Source organism: Algibacter luteus (genome assembly GCF_900141715.1).
Classification (GTDB): domain Bacteria; phylum Bacteroidota; class Bacteroidia; order Flavobacteriales; family Flavobacteriaceae; genus Arenitalea; species Arenitalea lutea.
Genome location: NZ_FQYK01000006.1, coordinates 1 through 21389 on the forward strand (window position 1 = coordinate 1; position 21389 = coordinate 21389).

General features: G+C 32.1%; 22 protein-coding genes and 2 tRNA genes. 14 read left to right on the forward strand and 10 right to left on the reverse strand.

What is annotated here, in order from left to right:
- The first annotated feature begins 553 nt into the window (after window positions 1-553).
- The 5 genes from thrS (at window position 554) to BUA46_RS11645 (ending at window position 4736) form a co-directional block, all read left to right on the forward strand.
- Window positions 554-2488, forward strand: coding sequence for a threonine--tRNA ligase (gene thrS, locus BUA46_RS11625; protein ID WP_019388184.1), 1935 nt, complete (start codon window positions 554-556; stop codon window positions 2486-2488).
- Window positions 2489-2521: 33 nt separating this feature from the next.
- Window positions 2522-3067, forward strand: coding sequence for a translation initiation factor IF-3 (gene infC / locus BUA46_RS11630; protein WP_202801147.1), 546 nt, complete (start codon window positions 2522-2524; stop codon window positions 3065-3067).
- A 67-nt stretch (window positions 3068-3134) separates the two neighbouring features.
- Entirely contained in the window at window positions 3135-3332 is a 198-nt protein-coding gene (rpmI, locus tag BUA46_RS11635) for a 50S ribosomal protein L35 (protein WP_019388182.1), read from the forward strand.
- Window positions 3333-3432: 100 nt separating this feature from the next.
- Entirely contained in the window at window positions 3433-3777 is a 345-nt protein-coding gene (gene rplT, locus BUA46_RS11640) for a 50S ribosomal protein L20 (RefSeq protein WP_019388181.1), read from the forward strand.
- 140 nt (window positions 3778-3917) lie between these two features.
- The gene (locus BUA46_RS11645) at window positions 3918-4736 is read left to right on the forward strand and encodes an HAD family hydrolase (RefSeq protein ID WP_019388180.1); all 819 of its coding nucleotides are present in this window, start codon (window positions 3918-3920) and stop codon (window positions 4734-4736) included.
- Here BUA46_RS11645 and BUA46_RS11650 read toward each other — a convergent pair.
- A complete protein-coding gene (locus tag BUA46_RS11650; RefSeq protein WP_019388179.1) occupies window positions 4717-5139 on the reverse strand; it encodes a secondary thiamine-phosphate synthase enzyme YjbQ in 423 nt (140 codons plus the stop codon). The two genes, BUA46_RS11645 and BUA46_RS11650, sit on opposite strands and share 20 nt — an antisense overlap.
- 12 nt (window positions 5140-5151) lie before the next feature.
- Window positions 5152-6228: an adenylate/guanylate cyclase domain-containing protein gene (locus tag BUA46_RS11655; RefSeq protein WP_019388178.1), complete on the reverse strand. Its 1077-nt coding sequence runs from the start codon at window positions 6226-6228 to the stop codon at window positions 5152-5154.
- 139 nt (window positions 6229-6367) lie between these two features.
- Between BUA46_RS11655 and BUA46_RS11660 the strand changes: the two genes are divergently transcribed.
- Entirely contained in the window at window positions 6368-6817 is a 450-nt protein-coding gene (locus BUA46_RS11660; protein WP_019388177.1) for a hypothetical protein, read from the forward strand.
- A 150-nt stretch (window positions 6818-6967) separates the two neighbouring features.
- Here BUA46_RS11660 and BUA46_RS11665 read toward each other — a convergent pair whose 3' ends face one another.
- The 6 genes from BUA46_RS11665 to tgt all read right to left on the reverse strand — a co-directional run bounded on the left by BUA46_RS11665 (window position 6968) and on the right by tgt (window position 14123).
- Window positions 6968-8224 (reverse strand): hypothetical protein, encoded by a 1257-nt coding sequence (locus BUA46_RS11665; RefSeq protein ID WP_026010094.1) that lies wholly within the window; start codon window positions 8222-8224, stop codon window positions 6968-6970.
- 70 nt (window positions 8225-8294) lie between these two features.
- Window positions 8295-9836 (reverse strand): replicative DNA helicase, encoded by a 1542-nt coding sequence (gene dnaB, locus BUA46_RS11670; RefSeq protein WP_019388175.1) that lies wholly within the window; start codon window positions 9834-9836, stop codon window positions 8295-8297.
- Between the two features lie 166 nt (window positions 9837-10002).
- On the reverse strand, window positions 10003-10956 hold the full coding sequence (locus tag BUA46_RS11675) for an acetyl-CoA carboxylase carboxyltransferase subunit alpha (protein ID WP_019388174.1): 954 nt from the start codon (window positions 10954-10956) through the stop codon (window positions 10003-10005).
- 70 nt (window positions 10957-11026) lie between these two features.
- Window positions 11027-11923 carry a DMT family transporter gene (locus BUA46_RS11680; protein WP_019388173.1) on the reverse strand — a complete coding sequence of 299 codons (897 nt, stop codon included), beginning with the start codon at window positions 11921-11923 and terminating at the stop codon, window positions 11027-11029.
- Complete coding sequence (locus tag BUA46_RS11685) at window positions 11910-12986, reverse strand: LptF/LptG family permease (protein WP_072794752.1); 1077 nt, start codon at window positions 12984-12986, stop codon at window positions 11910-11912. Before BUA46_RS11685 ends, BUA46_RS11680 begins: the two co-directional genes overlap by 14 nt.
- A 6-nt stretch (window positions 12987-12992) precedes the next feature.
- Window positions 12993-14123 carry a tRNA guanosine(34) transglycosylase Tgt gene (gene tgt / locus BUA46_RS11690; protein WP_019388171.1) on the reverse strand — a complete coding sequence of 377 codons (1131 nt, stop codon included), beginning with the start codon at window positions 14121-14123 and terminating at the stop codon, window positions 12993-12995.
- A gap of 124 nt (window positions 14124-14247) precedes the next feature.
- Between tgt and BUA46_RS11695 the strand changes: the two genes are divergently transcribed.
- Window positions 14248-14883, forward strand: a complete 636-nt coding sequence (locus tag BUA46_RS11695) for an outer membrane beta-barrel protein (protein ID WP_143148130.1) — start codon at window positions 14248-14250, stop codon at window positions 14881-14883.
- Window positions 14884-14941: 58 nt separating this feature from the next.
- Here the strand turns inward: BUA46_RS11695 and BUA46_RS11700 are convergent, their stop codons facing one another.
- A complete protein-coding gene (locus tag BUA46_RS11700; protein WP_019388169.1) occupies window positions 14942-16000 on the reverse strand; it encodes an FKBP-type peptidyl-prolyl cis-trans isomerase in 1059 nt (352 codons plus the stop codon).
- Between the two features lie 83 nt (window positions 16001-16083).
- Between BUA46_RS11700 and BUA46_RS11705 the strand changes: the two genes are divergently transcribed.
- Together BUA46_RS11705 and BUA46_RS11710 are read left to right on the forward strand one after the other, a co-directional pair.
- Window positions 16084-16467, forward strand: a complete 384-nt coding sequence (locus tag BUA46_RS11705; protein ID WP_019388168.1) for an RNA-binding S4 domain-containing protein — start codon at window positions 16084-16086, stop codon at window positions 16465-16467.
- An 83-nt stretch (window positions 16468-16550) separates the two neighbouring features.
- A complete protein-coding gene (locus tag BUA46_RS11710; protein WP_019388167.1) occupies window positions 16551-17054 on the forward strand; it encodes a phosphoribosyltransferase family protein in 504 nt (167 codons plus the stop codon).
- Here the strand turns inward: BUA46_RS11710 and BUA46_RS11715 are convergent.
- Window positions 17046-17567 carry a shikimate kinase gene (locus BUA46_RS11715; RefSeq protein WP_019388166.1) on the reverse strand — a complete coding sequence of 174 codons (522 nt, stop codon included), beginning with the start codon at window positions 17565-17567 and terminating at the stop codon, window positions 17046-17048. The two genes, BUA46_RS11710 and BUA46_RS11715, sit on opposite strands and share 9 nt — an antisense overlap.
- Window positions 17568-17710: 143 nt before the next feature.
- Here BUA46_RS11715 and BUA46_RS11720 point away from each other — a divergent pair.
- The 5 genes from BUA46_RS11720 (at window position 17711) to BUA46_RS11740 (ending at window position 21383) form a co-directional block, all read left to right on the forward strand.
- A tRNA-Lys gene (locus BUA46_RS11720) sits at window positions 17711-17783 on the forward strand.
- 58 nt (window positions 17784-17841) lie between these two features.
- Window positions 17842-17927: transfer RNA gene (locus tag BUA46_RS11725), tRNA-Leu, on the forward strand.
- Window positions 17928-18131: 204 nt separating this feature from the next.
- Window positions 18132-19031 (forward strand): MerR family transcriptional regulator, encoded by a 900-nt coding sequence (locus BUA46_RS11730; protein WP_019388165.1) that lies wholly within the window; start codon window positions 18132-18134, stop codon window positions 19029-19031.
- A 43-nt stretch (window positions 19032-19074) separates the two neighbouring features.
- Window positions 19075-20547 carry a phytoene desaturase family protein gene (locus BUA46_RS11735; protein ID WP_019388164.1) on the forward strand — a complete coding sequence of 491 codons (1473 nt, stop codon included), beginning with the start codon at window positions 19075-19077 and terminating at the stop codon, window positions 20545-20547.
- Window positions 20544-21383: a phytoene/squalene synthase family protein gene (locus tag BUA46_RS11740; protein WP_026010091.1), complete on the forward strand. Its 840-nt coding sequence runs from the start codon at window positions 20544-20546 to the stop codon at window positions 21381-21383. Before BUA46_RS11735 ends, BUA46_RS11740 begins: the two co-directional genes overlap by 4 nt.
- The last annotated feature ends 6 nt before the right edge of the window (window positions 21384-21389 follow it).

Consider the following 21389-nt stretch of genomic DNA (forward strand, 5'->3'; position numbering starts at 1 on the left):
TGAACCTTTTTCTTTCCCAACTAAATAAGTAACATTTTATGAACTTCGCTAATCAACTCTACTGCTGTTTTTAGCGGGTGCAAACATACTACCTATTTTTAATTACGCAATGGCTTTTTTAAACTTTTTTTTGCCTTTTTTTTATATCACTTTTAACTGCCTTGTTTTCTGTTATTTATAAACCTTAATGTTATTTGCTTTTTTTTAATCTTGTAACTAAAAGCATCTAGGTACGGATTATATACTGTTAATTGATTAGCTATTTTGACCTGTGAATCTTGTAGGCTTGAATTGTTCTTTCTTTATGTGAACGGTATTGTTATGGTACCTAATCTTTCTATGGTGTCTAATCTTTATAACGTTATGCCCGCGTTAGGGATTGTAGTGGATAGCCCACAACGGAGGTACGACGCGAGGGCTTGAAACCCTTCGACTCCGCTCAGAATAAACTTCAGCCCGACCCCTTTGGGGAACGCACTAATGAATTTATACATATATATTGTGTGGGTTTGTTTATACTATTATCTTTGCAGCCTTAATTTAAATTATTTTAATGATACATATTACTTTACCTGATGGTAGCGTGAAGACTTTTGACGAGGGCGTTACACCAATGGATGTTGCTAAAAACATTAGTGAGGGGTTTGCGAGAAATGTTATTTCGGCAAATTTTAATGGTATAACTGTGGAAACTGCTACGCCATTGACCACCGATGGTTCTTTGGTTTTATATACTTGGAAAGATGACGAAGGTAAGACGGCATTTTGGCACTCTTCTGCACACGTTTTGGCTCAGGCCATTGAGGAATTGTATGATGGTGCTAAATTGACTATTGGTCCTGCGATTGAAAATGGTTTTTATTATGACGTAGATTTTGGCGAGCACACCATATCTGAAAAAGATTTTAAGACTATTGAAAATAAAATGTTAGAGATTGCTAGAGAAAAGCACGATTTTAATATGCGCTCTGTTAGCAAATCTGAAGCATTGAAACTATATAAGGACAACGTTTTTAAAACGGAATTGATAGAGAATTTGGAGGATGGCACGATTACGTTTTGTGATCATTCTACATTTACAGATTTATGTCGTGGTGGCCATATACCAAATACTGGTATCATTAAAGCCGTAAAAATACTGAGTGTTGCTGGTGCATATTGGCGTGGCGATGAGAACAAACCACAACTAATACGTGTTTATGGAATTTCTTTCCCGAAACAGAAAGAGCTTACTGAGTATTTAGAAATGCTTGAAGAGGCCAAAAAGCGTGACCATAGAAAGCTTGGTAAAGAATTAGAGTTATTTACATTTTCACAAAAAGTTGGTCAAGGTTTACCATTATGGTTGCCAAAAGGTGCGGCTTTACGTGAGCGATTAGAAAACTTTTTGAAGGCAGCACAGAAAAAAGCTGGATATGAAATGGTGGTGACACCGCATATTGGACAAAAGGAGCTTTATGTTACATCTGGACATTATGCCAAATATGGAGAAGATAGCTTTCAGCCGATATTAACGCCTAAAGAAGATGAAGAATTCTTGTTAAAACCAATGAACTGCCCACACCATTGTGAGATTTACAACAGTTCACAATGGAGTTATAAAGATTTACCAAAGCGTTATGCCGAATTTGGAACCGTTTATAGATATGAACAGAGTGGAGAATTACATGGTTTAACTCGTGTACGTGGTTTTACTCAAGATGATGCCCATTTGTTTTGTATGCCAGAACAATTAGATAAAGAATTTAAAGATGTTATTGATTTGGTGCTTTATGTGTTTGGCTCCTTAGGCTTTGAAAATTTTACAGCCCAGGTATCTGTAAGGGATCCTGAAAACCCAGACAAATATATTGGTGATGTCGCTAACTGGGAAAAAGCAGAACAAGCTATTATAAATGCTGCTACAGATAAAGGCCTTGATTTTGTTATTGAAGAAGGTGAAGCTGCTTTTTACGGTCCGAAGTTAGATTTTATGGTGAAAGACGCTTTAGGAAGGCGCTGGCAACTTGGAACAATTCAGGTAGACTACAACTTACCTGAACGTTTTGATTTGACTTATAAAGGTAGTGATAATGAGTCTCATAGACCTATTATGATACATCGCGCACCCTTTGGAAGTATGGAGCGATTTGTGGCATTATTGTTGGAGCATACTGGTGGTAATTTTCCGCTTTGGCTGATGCCAACGCAAGCAATTATTTTATCAATTAGTGAGAAATATGAAAAATACTCTGAAAAAGTTTTAAATTTGCTAGAAAATGACGAAATTCGCGCCCTTGTAGACCATAGAAATGAGACTATAGGGAAGAAAATCAGGGAAGCTGAAATGCAGAAACACCCCTATATGATTATCATTGGCGAACAAGAAGAGCAAGAAGGCAAAATAACTGTAAGACAACATGGTGGCGCAGATTTAGGCATGATATCAGTAGAAGCTTTCTCAAACATAATAAAAGAAGACATTAAAAAAACGTTGAAATCGTTTTAAAAAATAATAAGTTTAATTTAAAACCATAAAGCCATAGCAATTAGAAGAAGACAACAACCTAGAAGGGTTTCACAAGAAGATAAGCATAAGATTAACTCTAAGATTACTGCTCAAAAAGTACGTCTTGTAGGAGATAACGTTGAGATTGGTATCTATACCAAAGGAGACGCTATGAGAATAGCCAACGAGCAAGAATTAGATTTAGTAGAGATTTCTCCGAATGCTGATCCTCCTGTTTGTAAGGTTATGGATTATAAAAAGTTTCTTTACGAGCAAAAGAAACGTGATAAAGCTTTAAAGTCTAAGGCTACTAAAGTTATTATTAAAGAAATTCGTTTTGGTCCTCAGACTGATGATCATGATTACGATTTTAAAAAGAAGCATGCAGAGAAATTCTTAAAGGAAGGTGCAAAGCTAAAAGCTTTTGTATTCTTTAAAGGACGATCGATTATATTTAAAGAGCAAGGACAAATTTTATTGCTTCGTTTAGCACAAGATTTGGAAGAATTTGGAAAGGTAGAACAGATGCCACGTTTGGAAGGAAAACGTATGACCATGTTTATTGCTCCTAAGAAATAATAAAAAATTACTGAAATAAATTCAGTTGAAAATAATTAAGCGAAATAATTAAAAACTAGGAAAAGAAATGCCTAAAATGAAAACAAAATCTAGTGCCAAAAAGCGATTTAAGCTTACGGGTACTGGTAAGATTAAAAGAAAGCACGCTTTTAAGAGTCACATCTTAACAAAGAAGTCTAAGAAGCGTAAGCTTGCGTTAACCCATGATACATTAGTACATAAGGCTGACGAAGATAATATTAAAACGATGTTACGTTTAAAGTAACTAACGTTTTAATCGGTTAAAACAATTTATAAACCCTGGAGTTAGGCCATATTGAAAGTGTCAATTTATTGACCGCCTACTACAAAAAACAATTAAAATTATGCCAAGATCAGTAAATTCTGTAGCAAAAAGAGCCCGTAGAAAAAAGGTTCTAAAACAAGCAAAAGGTTACTTTGGACGTCGTAAAAACGTTTGGACAGTAGCAAAAAATGCGGTTGACAAAGCGATGCAATACTCGTATAGAGACCGTAGAAACAAAAAGAGAACATTCCGTGCTTTATGGATAACGCGTATTAACGCAGGAGCCAGAGAATACGGTTTATCATATTCTCAATTTATGGGGAAATTAAAAGCTAATGATATTGAATTAAACCGTAAGGTTTTAGCAGATTTAGCTATGAATAACCCTGAAGCTTTTAAAGCTATAATTAACAAAGTAAAATAAGGCGCTTTCGCCTATTGTAAAACATATTATTCGCTTAATAAAAAATCCGGTTCGCAAGAATCGGATTTTTTTATTTATTAATTATTTCAATGCGTTATATATACGAAGTAATATTAAGTTTGTAATTCAAAACGGTTTATATGAATTTATCTAAAATAAAATTGGTTGTGACCGATATGGACGGCACCTTACTAAACTCTAACCATGAAGTAAGTCCACTATTTTTTGAATTATTTGAACAGCTGAAAGAACACCATGTGTTGTTTGCAGCTGCCAGTGGCAGACCGTATTATAGTATTATTGAGAAATTAAGCGCCATTAAAAATGACATTATTGTTGTTGCCGAAAATGGAGGTATCGTTATAGAGAAAGATGAATTGCTATTATCGACACCAATAAATAAAACACATTTGCATGATATTGAATTATTAATAGATTCAAACAGCCACATTCATCCAGTGTTTTGTACAAAAAACAAAGGTTACTTTAAAAGTAACTCTGATGGTAATATCAAATTATTATCTGAATATTACCCATTATTTGAAGTTATTGAAAGTATTGATGACATAAAAGATGATATTATGAAGGTAGCGTTGTATCATGCCGAAGATTCAGAAAAGTACATATATCCGCATTTTGAACATCTTGAAAATGCTTATAAAGTAAAAATTTCCGGAAAGCATTGGTTAGATCTTTCAGATGAATTAGCTAATAAAGGTTATGCGATAGAATTATTACAGCGAAAATTTAATATATCACCAGATGAAACTCTAGTTTTTGGAGATTATAATAACGATATAGAAATGTTGAAAAAATCAACTTATAGTTTTGCGATGGAAAATGCACATGAAAATGTAAAAGAAATTGCTAATTATAAAACAAAAAGCAATAATGATTTTGGCGTTGAATATATTTTAGAAAAACTGATAAATTCAAAAACTAAGTTCCGAAAACAGTAATTACTATAGTTCTGGAGCCGCCATAATCTCTATGCTCACACAGATAAATACCTTGCCAAATACCTAAATTTAACTTACCGTTGGAAATTGGTATTAGCACAGAAGCTCCTAACATAGATGCCTTAATATGTGCAGGCATATCATCTGAACCTTCATAAGTATGTTTGTAATGCGATGCATTTTCAGGAACCATTTTGTTAAAGTGACTTTCGAAATCTTGTCTTACTGTAAAATCTGCGTTTTCGTTAATTGTTAAACTAGCCGAGGTATGTTTAATAAAAACCTGTAATTGCCCAATATTAAGTTGTTTAATTTCAGGTATGGCATTCAATACTTCGTTTGTAACTAAATGAAACCCTCTTGGTTGTGATTTTAATTTTATTTCTTTTTGAAAATACTTCACTTGTTTTTAATTTTAAATTTCATGAATACCATAAATTTTCAACTTGTCTTTCTTTCCTTTTAAAAGTAAATCTCCAATTTTTTCAGACTTATATTTCGATTTTAAATTTAAATCCTTTAATATATTTTCAGAGATTAGAAGTGATTGATTATACTTATTACAAGCCTCTTGTATTCTAGAGGTTGTATTTATGACATCGCCATGATAAGCTAGTTCTTTTTTTAATGTACCAACTTCAGTAACTATTAATTTTCCGCCATGAATACCTGCCTTAAAAAACGGTTCAATTTCATAATTTTTTAAATAATAATTTGAGCGTTTTACTAGAAGTTTCTGAAAATCAAAATACAAATCAATACATCTCCTGTTTTTTATACCTTTTTTATAATCCCAACTTAAAACTGCTTCGTCTCCAACATATTGATAAACTTCAGCATTATAACGTCCTATTATTCTATTAAGATCGAAAAAACAATCTTGTAGAAGTTGACTGTATTTATAATGTCCTAATTTTTCTGCTAAAGTTGTAGAAGATTTCAAATCTATAAACATAAATAAGCGTTCTTCTTCAATTGGTTTTCTGTACTTACCTGAAATCATATTGAATAAAACACCTCTACCAAATTTCTCATTCGCTAACTTAACAAATTGAAATACCAACGATGCTATGAAGAAATATGAGATGACCACCCAGAAAATTCCATTATTAAGCCACCAAGATATATCATTTACTAGGTCTATATCCATTTCAATTTCTGCAAGATTTATAATGAACAGAAATGAAAATACAAGTAATACTAAATAAATTATGGTCTTTAATAATATAGCTAAACCGAGGTAAATGTTTTTTGTTATTAGTTTTTCGAAAAGAAACTCAACTAAAGCATACACTGTACCTATAAGCACACCTAAAATAACCCCGAAATGTAACCAACTAAAAATATCACTCGTGTTATCTGAAACCGAATGTATAGCCTCTTGCTCTTCTCCGTAAGCAACAAAACGAATAAAAATAAATAAGAAAAAGGCTAACGTCCAAAACAGAATTGAATAAACAAATAGTCTTAAAAATTGTTTTAAATTATACATTTTAAAAATTTAATTTTATTTTTAATATACATAAAAACTGAGTTTATTGATAAATTACTTTGATCATTTTTAAATTGTAAATAATTTTACGCAACCAATTTACATTTTTTTCATCTTGTTAATGACAAACTACCTATTTATGAAAACTAAATTTCTTTTATTTTATTTATCTATCGGACTAATTGTTAGCTGTTTACCAGATAACAATATCAAAACGTCCGATCAAACGGAAACTATTATACAATGGCATTTAAATACTGTTTCTGGAGGTTTTGCTGGAGTAGATCACAATTTTGAAATGGGTGTAATCATATGGCAATTTGAAGACGCAAATGGTATACTGTATGTTGAAAACAACAATAACGATGATGACCTTGAAGATGGTTTTGATACAGGAATTTATCCTTATCGAGTCATACAAGATGAAGATTCTAGACTATACTTAGAAGTGGATGGAATTGATAATGGTTTACTTTCTATTTCGGATGAAGATGGTACTTTTACTCTAGACCAAAATACTAAATTATCGGGCTCTGGTGCTGACGGCTATATCTATACTTTTACCAGAGAAGTTGTTGTTATAGAATAATTAATTCGTTCTCTAGCCAATTTAGATTATTTCACTTTTTAAAAGTTTAATATTTTCAGTTACATCAAAAACTTGGATAGGTATTCTAGTGATTCAACATATTTGGGTATTACATTAGTTTTACTTTGAAATAATTTTAGAAGTCTTTATTTATGTTTTTTGTTTTTTCTTTTTTGCTGCTGGAAATAAAACATTATTTAAAATAAGGCGATAACCTGGTGAAGTTGGGTGCAAATCTAATTCAGTCTTGGCATCTCCTACTCTATGTTGATAATCTTCAGGATCATGCCCTCCATAAAATGTAAAAAAGCCTTTACCTTTTATACCATGAATATATTTGGCTTCTCCATTTGATTTTGTTTCTCCTAGCACCAACACGTTCGATTTTATTTCTTCTCTAGTAAAGGATGTGGTTTGTCCCATAAAACCTTTTACTAAAGCGGTGTGATTTTGACAAAGCATACTCGGAATTGGATCCCATTTAGCAGAAAATTCCATGAGTGAAAAATAATCAGCAGTCTTTGGAATCATGCGTTTTCTTGTCATATCAATAGAAGAAAACTCATAAATTTTTGGGTCTCGTTCTAAGGTATAATTAGTAAATGCAAAGGTTTTTTTATAATCAATTTTATTTTGATAACCGGCATCACTTCCATCGCCATCAAACATAGGCTCACAAATGTCTACACCTTCAGCAGATAAAGCAATATCAAAACTATCTGTTGCGCTACACATCGCAAACATAAATCCTCCTCCTATTACATAATCGCGAATTTTAAGAGCCACAGCCAACTTTTCTTGAGATACTTTATTATATCCTAAATTACTCGCTAATTCTTCTGCATCTTTCTTCTCTTGAATATACCAAGAAGCCGCTCTATATTGTGCATAAAATTTACCATACTGTCCTGTAAAATCTTCGTGATGCAAATGCAACCAATCAAAAGCTAATAACCCATCGTTTAATACCTCTTCATCATAAACCGTTTCATATGGAATTTCAGCATATTGCAAAACCATTGTTACGGCATCATCCCAGGGCTGTTTTCCTGTTGGGGTGTAAACCGCAATTTTCGGAGCTTTTTCTAAAACTACAGCTTCCATATTTTGACTCGGACTTGCTATTTCTTCTAGAATGCCTTCAGCTTTAGCGTTAGAAATAACTTCGAATGATACACCTCGAATTTGGCATTCTCTTCTGATAGCTTCGGTGTCTGGGAGTAAAAATGAACCTCCTTTGTAATTTAAAAGCCATTTAACTTTCAACTCTTTTTTGAGTGTCCAATAGGTTATTCCGTATGCTTTTAAATGGTTCTTTTGGCTATCTACATCCATAGGGATTAGGATGTATGAGGCAAACATAGGTGAATAGATAAGTAATAATAATATGAATAGGGCTTTCTTCATAGGTTGAAAGATACTCAAAAAATATGCCCGAGTAAAAACTTTATAAAAAATTTAGGTATTAAGAGTTCTATTAAAATGGTACTTCGTTATCCTCATCATCATTGAAAGAACTCCCAAATGCTTGATCTGGACTCGCTTTAAAGTTATCCGATTTAAACGTATCATCATTGGCGGCAGCATTCATTTTAGAATGAAACTCGAAAGGCGAATCAAAATCATCGAGATTATCAAACTTACCTAAATGCCCAATAAATTTTAATCGAATGTTTTCTAAACCACCGTTACGGTGTTTTGCAACAATAAATTCGGCTTGACCTTCTGTAGGTGAACGTTCTTCATCATCCCACTCATCAATTTTGTAGTATTCCGGTCTGTAAATAAAGCTTACAATATCGGCATCTTGTTCGATAGCACCAGATTCACGTAAATCTGAAAGTAATGGTCGTTTACTTCCACCACGAGTTTCAACCGCACGCGATAACTGCGATAATGCGATAACAGGTACATTTAATTCTTTCGCTAATGCCTTTAAGTTTCTTGAAATCATAGATATTTCTTGCTCACGATTTCCACCATGACTACTGCCACCAGTCATTAACTGTAAGTAATCAATCATGATTAATTTGATACCGTGTTGTGACGATAAACGACGTGCTTTTGCTCTTAAATCGAAAATAGAAAGTGATGGTGTATCATCAATAAATAGAGGTGCTTTTTCGAGTCCTTTAACTTTTACGTTTAATTGTTCCCATTCGTGTTTTTCAAGTTTACCGGTTCTTAATTTCTCAGAAGACAAGCCTGTTTCACTAGAAATTAAACGTGTAATTAACTGTACTGATGCCATCTCCAAAGAGAAGAAGGCCACTGGAATATTTTGATCTACAGCAATATTTCGTGCCATAGATAATGTTAATGCTGTTTTACCCATACCAGGACGGGCAGCCACAATGATTAAATCTGATGGTTGCCAACCTGAAGTTAATTTATCTAATTTATTAAAACCTGTTGGAATACCACTTAAACCTTCTTTATTTGAAATTTCCTCAATTTTCTTTTTAGCCTGAATGACTAAATCTTGAGCTGTTTCACTCGATTTTTTAATATTTCCTTGAGTGACTTCGTATAATTTCGCTTCAGCATTATCTAATAAATCGAAAACATCTTTAGTTTCGTCATAAGAATCTTCAATAATTTCACTAGAAATTTTTATTAAACTACGTTGAATAAATTTCTGTAAAATGATACGCGCATGAAACTCAATATGTGCAGAGGAAGACACTTTTTGGGTTAAGGAAATCAAATAAAAATCGCCTCCTGAAATTTCTAGCTTGGAATTTTTCTTTAATTGTGATGAAACGGTTAATAAATCCACCGGTTCACTATTTTCGAAAAGCTGAAAAATAGCTTCAAAGATATGTTGGTGGGCTTCTTTATAAAACGCTTCGGGGCTTAAAATATCAATAACTTCATCAACCCCCTTCTTGTCAATCATCATAGCGCCTAGCACAACTTCCTCTAAATCAAGAGCTTGAGGAGGGATTTTACCTTTCTCAAGATTGATTATGGTACTCTTGTCTATTTTATAGCCTCGTAAATGATTGGGTTGTTTCATAGCTACGAAAGTAATTAAAAAGAAGGTTGTTTTGTAGTTTTATTATATTTCTATGTTCACTACTCGTTAACAATTTAACTGTTAATAAGTTAAAAAAATTGTGGATAAGTACAAAAAAAACTGAAGATTAAACTTCAGTTTCTTAAAAGTTATTGATTTAAAAGACTTAATCTTTATAAACTCCCATTTGAGCATATTTATCCATACGCTGAGAAACCAAATCTTTTGGTGATAAGTTTTTAAGTTCGTCGTAACATTTTACGATAGTGTCACTAACAGATTTAAAAGTTTTCTCTCTATCGCGATGTGCTCCACCAAGTGGTTCTTTAATTATACCATCAATTAATTTTTGCTTTTTCATATCGGCAGCAGTTAATTTTAACGCTTCAGCAGCTTGTTCTTTATACTCCCAACTACGCCAAAGAATAGATGAACAAGATTCGGGAGAAATTACAGAATACCAAGTGTTTTCAAGCATGTACACTCTATCTCCTACTCCAATACCTAATGCGCCACCCGAGGCACCTTCACCAATAATTATCGTTATAATCGGCACTTTCAAGCGTGTCATTTCTAAAATGTTTCTTGCAATAGCTTCTCCTTGCCCGCGCTCTTCAGCTTCTAATCCAGGATAAGCACCAGGTGTATCTAGCAATGTTACAACTGGAATACCAAATTTCTCTGCAGATTTCATTAACCTTAAAGCTTTTCTATAACCTTCTGGATTAGCCATTCCAAAATTTCTATACTGTCTTGTTTTGGTATTAAATCCTTTTTGCTGACCAATAAACATGAAACTTTGGTCTCCTATTTTACCTAAACCGCCAATCATAGCTTTATCATCTTTGAAGCTTCTGTCTCCATGCAGTTCCAGAAAAGTATCCCCACAGATGGCTCTAATATGGTCTAAGGTATACGGTCTGTCTGGATGACGTGATAGTTGAACACGCTGCCAGGGACTTAAGTTTTTGTATATTTCTTTTTGAGCTACAGCAAGTTTCTTCTCAATTTGTTTACATGTCTCAGAAACATCGACATCGCTTTCTTCACCTATCACCTTGCATTTTGTCAATTGATCTTCTAGCTCTTTTATTGGGAGTTCAAATTCTAAATATTCCATAAGAAATTTATTTTTGACTTTTAAAATTTAGTTAGTGTACAAATATAAAAACTTTAATTGTGTTTAAACGCTAAGTATACTTTCTTTTTAGTTTTCTCTTGTTTTTCAAGATGGCATTTAAAAACACCACGCCAATAATTATGATTGCTCCGTAATAAAAGGAATTTGTCATTTTTTCCTTTTCGGGGAATAAAATAAGAGCTAAAATAATTCCATAAACAGGCTCTAAGTTATAAGTTAAAACTACAGTATATGGGCTAATTGTTTTCATGATATAGACTGATGCGATAAAAGCATATGCCGTACATATTGAAGCTAAAATGAAAAGATACCCAAAATCTAAATGACTCAGATTGAAAAACTCTACAGTAAAACCTTCGCCAAAAAATAAGAGGTACAAAGAAATAAATGTTACTCCGCTAATAAATTCATAAAAAGAAATTACCGTTGCCGTATGTTTTTTTAAAAAACTCCCATTAAGTACAGCAAATAAGGATGATAAAAAAGCTGATGAAATTCCTAAAATTATTCCAGTAAGATATTTTAATTCACTTTGTGTAATTATAAAAACACCTGTAATTACTAGTATCCCGAAAACTATTTCATAGCCAATTATGGCTCGTTTATAAATAATAGGCTCAATAATAGATGCAAAAAAAGCCCCAGTTGAAAACATAGCTAAAGCAATAGATATATTGGCTTCATCGATACTTCCAAAAAAGGTTATCCAATGTAAGGCTATAATAATTCCTGCAATTGACAGTCGTAAAACAGATTTTAAATCAATTTTTAAGTTAACCTTCGCTATTTTAATGTAAATGAATATTAAAATGAACGCTATTACCATTCTATACCATACTAAAGAAATGGCCTTTATAGTAATTAACTCACCTAGTATAGCAGTAAAACCAGCTATAAAAACTAAGAAATGTAAGTGTAGAAAATTTTTAACCTTAGCGTTTGGCATTGTACAATAAGTATATTGCTAAAATACCAAAAATGACATTAGGAAACCATACGGCAATTAAAGGCGGGAAGTCTGATTGTTCTGCCATGACACCAAAAATTTTATCAAAAAACACAAATACCATAGCGATACATATCCCTACAGCAAGGTTTACTCCCATTCCTCCTCTTCTTTTAATAGAAGAAACGGCAACAGCAATAATGGTTAAAATAAATACCGAAACAGGCAAACTCCATTTTCTATATAACACGAGCTTAAATCGCCCAACATTTGAAGATCCTCGTGCTTCTTCCTTAGCAATAAAATCTCTTAATTCGCCATACATTTTTGTTTCAGCAGCATAAATCACAGGAATTAAATCATCAACATCAAAAGAGAAAAGCGTATCCTTTCTTCTTATAATTTCAAGCTCATCGGTATGTTCTCCAATGTCTCTTTTTACATAGTTAGTTAATCTGTAAACAGTATCATTAGGCATATACCTTATACTGCTCGCTGTAATTTTATATTGAAGTTTATTATCTTCAAAATGTTCTAAAGTAAAGTTATTACCTACATTGTTTTTAACATCAAAATTACTTACATAAATAATTTCTTGGTCATTTATCTGTCTAAAAACATTGGTAGTTTCAATTGCACTTTTTCCTTTCTTAAAATATTTATATGAAAAATCATTAAAGCCTTCACTTGCTTTTGGCGCTAAAAATAATCCTAAAACTATTGAAAAAAGTGCCACAAAGGTAGCACCAATCATATAAGGTCTTAAAAATCTTGTAAATGACACACCTGAACTTAAAAAAGCTATTACCTCTGTATTGTTAGCTAATTTTGAAGTGAACCAGATTACCGAAATAAATAAAAACAGCGGAAACAGTAAATAAACAAAGTAAACAGTAAAATCTAAAAAGTAAATCATTACCTCACCGAATGGCACTTCGTTTTCGAGAATTTTACCAATTTTTTCAGCTATATGCACTGTAATCATTATTGGAATAAATAACAATAATAGCATGGTGAAAGTAATCAAATATCGTTTTAATATGTACCAGTCTAATATTTTCATTAATGCCTATAAACGATTGTTCATTTGTTTAACCATTTGATCTTTCCAAGTATTGAAATCTCCTGCTAATATATGTTTTCTTGCTTCGCGAACCAACCATAAATAAAAGCCCAAGTTATGAATGGTTGCTATTTGTTTTCCTAATAACTCATTAACAGTGAATAAATGTCTCAAATAAGCTTTTGTATATTCAGTATCCACAAAAGTGATTCCCATCTCATCAATTGGTGAAAAATCATCAGCCCATTTCAAATTTTTAATATTTATACTTCCATGAGCCGTAAACAACATACCGTTTCTAGCGTTTCTGGTTGGCATAACACAATCAAACATATCTACACCTAACGCAATATTTTCTAAAATATTGATTGGTGTCCCCACGCCCATTAAATATCTTGGTTTATCTTCCGGCAAAATAGAACAAACTACATCGGTCATGGCATACATTTCTTCAGCAGGTTCGCCAACTGATAATCCTCCAATGGCATTACCAACAGCGCCTGCATTGGCAATGTATTCAGCTGATTGCTTTCTCAAATCTTTATAAGTACTCCCTTGCACAATTGGGAAAAAAGCTTGGTTATAATCATATTTTAATGGTGTTTTTTCAAGATGATTTACACATCTATCAAGCCACCTATGTGTCATGTGCATGGAACGTTTTGCATAATTATAATCGCAAGGATAGGGTGTGCATTCATCAAAAGCCATAATAATATCTGCACCTATTGAACGTTGAATTTCCATTACATTTTCTGGTGTAAACGTATGGTAGCTTCCATCAATATGAGATTTAAATTTGACACCTTCTTCTTTAATTTTTCTATTTGCAGACAAAGAATACACTTGATAACCACCAGAATCGGTTAAAATATTTCTATCCCAATTCATGAACTTATGCAACCCTCCAGCCTGCTCTAAAATGTTGGTTTGAGGACGTAAGTATAAATGATAAGTGTTACCGAGAATAATATCTGGGTTTATATCTTCTTTTAATTCACGCTGATGTACGCCTTTTACTGTTCCTACAGTACCAACAGGCATAAAAATTGGTGTTTCTATAACACCATGATCTGTAGTTATTTTTCCGGCTCTAGCTTTACTTTGAGCATCTTTTGCGTGCAATTCGAATTTCATTGAAAGTAATTATAAGCAGCAAAGATAAATAACTGAAAAAAGAAAATGATTGTATTAAAAAGAAAATAAAATACTTTTGGCAACGTTTTTGATATTGTTAATGAAATCTAAAAAAACGAACATTATGAAAAGTTTGCAAAACTTTCGCGAACGCTTAAAACCTTTTAGCGTCGTGAACAAGAATTTATTTTTTATTTTATTTATTGCCATTGTTATTCCAAATGTTTCTTTGGCTCAAACCGCTCAAGGTATTGGATTAAAGGCCGGTTTAAATTATAACGCTAATGGTGATTATTTTGAATCTATTAATGATAACTACAGGAACCCCGACAGAAATGTAGGTTATCACATTGGATTATTTGGGAAAATTGGAAATCAAGTATTTTTTAGACCTGAAATAATCTATACTAGTACCAAAAGTGATTATGATGATGATAGTTTCGAAATGCAAAAGCTTGACGCACCGTTATTGGTAGGTTTAAAAGTATTAGGACCAATTAGCGTATTTGGAGGCCCTTCGTTACAGTATATTTTAGATACTGAATTTGATGGTATTGCTATTAATAATGTAGAAGAAGATTTCTCCGTAGGATTAAATTTTGGAATCGGGCTTAACTTTAAAAAATTGGGTATTGATTTAAGATACGAACGTGGGTTTACTGATAACGAAGCTACTTTTATTGGAAACAATGGTATTAGTACGGATAGATTAGATACCAGACCGGATCAATTAATTTTGAGTTTATCGTTATTATTATAGATATACATTTAAACAAAAAAACCTCGCTAACGCGAGGTTTTTTTATTTTAAAATACATTTATTCATCATCTAAATAATCATAAATTCCATCTGAATCAGAATCTGTAAAGGTTATTATGGTACCAGTATATGTTCCATCTGTTTCTTTTGATATTTTATTTAAAAGAACTTGGTTAGATTCCAACGGCAAGTTTTTAATTTCTTCAATAGTTGCTCTATTTTCAGTTGTTACAACAATTTCATCTTCGGTTAAAATACCATCGCCGTCATCATCAGTATCAAAATAATTTGGTGCACCATCGCCATCTGTATCATCATCTGTTTCATCAGTTAAATCATCAAAGTTAACATCAAAAACTGCGTCGCTTCCTGGTGTACCATCCCCTTTAAACAAATCTTCTAAATAAGAAGGGATGCCATCGCCATCATGATCATTTTGAAAAGTAGCAATCAATTCAAATTTAAAAATAAGAGGTGCGTATGAAGACCCAGGTACTGCAGATGAAAAATAAGCTAATCCTGAAGGTAAAAACATAACACCTAAACCACTATTTACAAAATTTACTGTGCCATCGCCATTTTCATTGTAGCTCTCAGCCGTATTAAATTCTGGCAAAACCAATCGCCATCCTTGAATTAAGGAAACTAAATCAAACGGGTCGTCACCTAATGCATTCACTCTACTGTCAAACACCTCATTATCTAAAGTAAAACCTTCGTAAGTTACTACAACATTATCGGCAAAAGTTGGCTTATCGATACCGCCGCCGTCATTTAATCTTAAAACATAGTAATCGTAATCAGTATCTTCATAAACAGCTTGCTTTGTTAGTACAGCGTTTATTAACAATGAATCTGCATCGCTAGAAATAATCTCGTCTGTGATTTTGGTAATTTCAATGTCTGCTAAATTAAGGTCAGTGCTACTTCCATCAAAAGCACTTTTGTTAAAATAATGAGTTTCTAAATAGTCTATAATAGAATCATTATCACTTATTTGTTGCTCCGCTCTATCACGTATTTCAATGGTCACAATATTTCCGTCGTCATCCTTTTTACAAGAAGCAAATACAACAACAAAACTTAATATATAAAAACCAATTTTTCTTAAACTCATTATTCCTTATTTTTGAGGCTGCAAGATACAATTTTAAAACATTCTTGCACAACAAAATTAACGCCCTTTAACACATTAATTGTATGCGTGTAGATAAGTATTTATGGTGTATTAGGTATTATAAAACAAGGACCTTAGCGACTACCGCTTGTAAAAAAGGACAAATTAAAGTTAATAACGATCTAGCTAAACCTAGCAGAGAAGTATTTCCGCAGGATATAATTGAGCTGAGAAAAGATCAAATTAATTATAAGTTAAAAGTTAATGATATTCCTGAGAGTAGAGTTGGCGCCAAATTAGTAGATATTTATAGAACAGATACCACGCCAAAAGAACAATTTGAAGCTCGAGAACTTTTAAAATACTCTAAAGATTATTACAGAAAAAAGGGTGTGGGTAGACCGACTAAAAAAGACCGAAGAGATATTGATGATTTTACAGATGAAACTTCATTAGAAGATATTTAATTTTAATTGCATTTGAGGCCTTTAAAAACTAGAGAATACAAATAAAAATGAGTAATTTTATACTTTAAATTGACAAACACCCTATGGAAGTAAAAGATAACATCATCCTTAATCATAACGAAATTAAACACAAAATAAGGAGAATTGCTTTTCAAATATATGAAAGTAACGTAGATGAGAAGGAGGTTATACTAGCTGGAATTGATAAAAATGGATTCGTATTTGCAAAAAAAATAAAATCCGAATTACAAAAAATTTCCGATATTGAACCCATTCTTTGTAAAGTTAGTATTGATAAAAAGAATCCATTGGCAGAAATAAAAACTTCTATTGCTGCTGAAGATTTCAAAAACAAATCAATTGTATTGGTTGACGATGTTTTAAATTCTGGAACTACCTTAATTTATGGCGTAAAACACTTTTTAAGCGTACCACTAAAACAGTTTAAAACAGCTGTATTAGTGAATAGAAATCATAAAAAATACCCTGTAAAAGCAGATTTTAAAGGTATTTCGCTTTCTACATCATTACATGAGCATGTACAGGTAGTATTAGAAGGCAAAAAATTTGAAGTTGTTTTAGAATAATTCAAGAATAATATCTTCTACAATATCATCCTTAGACTTATTATCAATAGAAACTTGAATTTCTGCTTGGTTATAAAACTGAACACGTTCAAACAAATGTTTTCCAATAAACTCGGTCATTTCTGTTTCAGTTTCTATGTGAGCTATTAATGGGCGTGTTGCCTTCTTTCTCATTAATTTTTCTACCAAAGTATTTAAAGAAGCCTTTAAATAGATACTCTTAACATTTTTTGAGTTAAGAATAACATCCATATTACCGCTGTAACAAGGCGTACCACCACCAACGGATAAAACCCTGTTTTTTTTAGATTTTAATAATTTATTTAAATAAATAGATTCTTGCTTTCTAAAATAAATCTCTCCTTTCTCTTTAAACACCTCAGTTACAGACATGTTCTCTTTTTCTACAATATAATCATCTAAATCAATGAATTTATAATTCAATTTTTTTGCTAATTTCTTTCCAACAGACGTCTTTCCGGAAGCCATATACCCAATTAATACAATGATCATTTTTTCGCTATAAATTGATTATTAAAAACATACGCATTTGCTGCACAAAAAAACGAAAATTTCTTTAAAAAAAGTATTGTTTTATTAATTAAACATTTTATATTTGCACCCGCTAACGGCAGTATGTTAGTTATTGAAATAATGACCTGGTAGCTCAGTTGGTAGAGCATCTCCCTTTTAAGGAGAGGGTCCTGGGTTCGAGCCCCAGCCCGGTCACAAGAAAAAAGTTAAGCGTTATTGCTTAACTTTTTCTATTTTTACTCACCTCATTAATGCGCACGTGGCGGAATTGGTAGACGCGCTGGCTTGAGGGGCCAGTATCCGTTTTAGGATGTGGAAGTTCGAATCTTCTCGTGCGCACTTTATAGTGTATCATTTCCTTACTTAGTTTATTATTTCAACACGTAATAAATTATATTTTTATTACTTTGAACTGATGTGATTTTTACTATTTAATCATTAGTAAAACATCGGGTTTTAACAGAAACAAATTTTGATTAATAAAACTTTTTTGCTAATTCTCAATTAATATTAGTATTTTTGTTTAACAAAATATAAATTTTGATGAACAATATTAAGGTTAATTTTAGTATTAAGGATTTAGAGAACCTAACAGGCATAAAGGCTCATACCATTCGTATTTGGGAAAAAAGATATAATCTTTTAAGTCCAGATAGGTCTGATACCAATATTAGAAATTACAGTTTAACAAGTTTTCAGAAGCTTTTAAATATTTCTTTTCTCAATAATAATGGTATTAAAATTTCTAAAATCGCAAATCTCAGTGAAGAAGAAATCCCGATAAAAGTTAGAGAAATTGCCTCTAGAGCCAAAGTTGAAGATCATGCCATCAACGCCTTGAAAATGGCTATGATTAATTTTGATCAAGTTTTGTTTTACAGCACCTACAACAACCTACTCGAAAACAAGACTTTCAGTGAAATTTTCTATTCTGTTTTTCTTCCTTTGCTTAATGAAATAGGACTATTATGGCAAACAGACACAATAACGCCTGCACACGAACACTTTCTATCTGTTCATATAAAACAAAAAATTCTCTTAAATACAGAACGTATCCAATTATTAGAACCTAAACCAGATTCTAAGACCTTTGTACTTTTCTTACCCGAAAATGAAATTCACGATATCGGACTGTTATTTATAAACTATCAATTACGCAGTAAGGGTTATCATACTATTTTCTTAGGAGAAAGTGTTCCTATGGCAAGTTTAACCGATTTGTTAGAGTTTTTTGATGAAGTAACCTTTGTATCTTACTTTACAGTATATCCTGAAGCGAAAGATATACCAAAATACTTAAATGACTTCAATGAATTACTATTAAGGAAAGAGAATACAAAATTATATTTACTAGGAAAAAAGCTTTCTGAAGTTGAAACGAATAGCCTTCCTAAAAAAATGAGTACCTTCAATTCTATAGAAAATTTGGTAAAAGAGTTGTAAATATTTGATTTTGTTTAACTTTTTACTATATTTGTTAAACATTATGAAATCAACAATCAACATTATAGGTTCCGGGTTTTCTTCATTAGCAGCATCTTGTTATTTAGCAAAAGCTGGTTTCGAGGTTACAATCTTTGAAAAAAACAGTACTATCGGCGGAAGAGCCAGACAACTTATCAAAGATGGTTTTACCTTTGATATTGGTCCAACTTGGTATTGGATGCCCGATGTCTTTGAACGCTTTTTTTCTGATTTTAACAAAAAACCATCGGATTACTACACCCTAGAAAAATTAAACCCTGCTTACAGTGTTTATTTTGGAAAAGATGACTATATCACGATTGAAGATACTTTAGAAAAAATTAAACTTGCTTTTGATAAAGAAGAACCTGGCAGTTCAAAAAAGCTCCAAAAATTTATAGATACCGCAAAAAACAATTATGATATTGCTATAAAAGACTTGGTTTATAATCCTGGGGTTTCACCTTTAGAATTAATTACTCCGGCAACAATTAAAAAAATCAACCAATTCTTTAGTACTATAAAGAAGGATGTCAGAAAAGAATTTAAAAACGAAAGGTTAGTTAAAATTCTTGAATTTCCAGTCCTATTTTTAGGCGCCAAACCAAGTGATACCCCTTCATTTTATAGTTTTATGAATTATGCCGATTTTGGATTAGGCACTTTTCATCCTAAAAAAGGCATGTATCAAGTAATACTGGCTATGGAACATTTAGCTAAAGAACTTGGAGTTAATATAAAGGTAAATGCACCTGTTGAAAGCATACTTATAGAGAACAAAGAAGCAAAAGGATTAGTTTCAAACGGAACCAATTATTATTCAGATATTGTAGTAAGTGGTGCAGACTATCATCATACAGAAACACTTATTGATTCATCATTAAGGCAATATTCCGAGAGTTATTGGGAAAAGAAAACATTTGCTCCTTCTTCACTCCTCTTTTACGTAGGGTTCGATAAAAAATTAGAAAATGTAAATCATCACACCTTATTTTTCGATGTTGATTTTGATGTACATGCCAAAGCCATTTACGATAACCCAAAATGGCCTAAAGACCCATTATTTTATGCGAGTTTCCCGAGTATAACAGATGATAACGCTGCCCCCGAAGGCAAAGAAGCAGGAATATTTTTAATTCCATTAGCTCCTGGTTTAGAAGATACTCCCGAATTAAGATCTGAATATTTTGATAAAATAATCAATCGGTTTGAACATTTAACTTCTCAAGACGTTAAGAAAAGTATTATATTTAAGGAGAGTTTTTGTATTAATGATTTTATAAACGACTATAACTCATATAAAGGAAATGCATATGGTATGGCAAACACGCTTTTGCAAACCGCGTTTCTAAGACCAAAAATTAAAAGTAAAAAGGTTAATAATTTATTTTTTACCGGACAATTAACGGTTCCTGGACCGGGTGTTCCTCCATCATTAATTTCAGGAAAATTAGTAGCCGATTTAGTAACAAAACACCATAGTATTTTAGTATGAAGTCATTATTCGATACCGTTTCTTACAATTGTAGTAAGCTAGTCACAAAAACGTATAGCACGTCTTTTTCATTAGCTACAAAAATGTTATATAAATCAATTAGACACGATATTTATAACATATATGGCTTTGTGCGTTTTGCTGATGAAATCGTAGACTCTTTTCATGATTACAATAAAGAAGAGCTTTTTGATAGATTTTCTGAAGATCTGGAGTTAGCATTGAAAGATAAAATAAGTTTAAATCCCATATTGAACTCATTTCAATATACGTTTCATAAATACCAGATTGACAAGGCTTTAGTTGATGCTTTCATGCAAAGTATGAGGCTCGATTTACACAAAACCACCTATTTAACTGAAGATGAATACAAAGCATACATCTATGGGTCTGCAGACGTTGTTGGCCTAATGTGTCTAAAAGTATTTGTTAATGGGAATGACGAAAAATATAATGAACTCAAAGAATCTGCAATGGCATTAGGTTCAGCCTTTCAAAAAGTAAATTTCTTAAGAGATTTAAAAGCTGATTTTGAAGGTTTAGATAGGACCTATTTTCCTAACACCGATTTAAAAAATTTAAATGAATTATCGAAACAAGAAATAATAAATGATATCGAAAATGATTTTGAAGCAGGATTAAGCGGTATTAAAAAATTACCTATTGAAGCTAAATTTGGTGTTTTTATGGCATACAGGTACTACAAACAATTATTAAAAAAGCTTAAAAGAACACCCGCATTAAAAATAAAAGATTCTAGAATTCGCGTCTCAAACCCGAAAAAAATCGAGCTTTTAATGCGTAGTTATGTAAAATATCAATTAAATTTATTGTAAAATTTC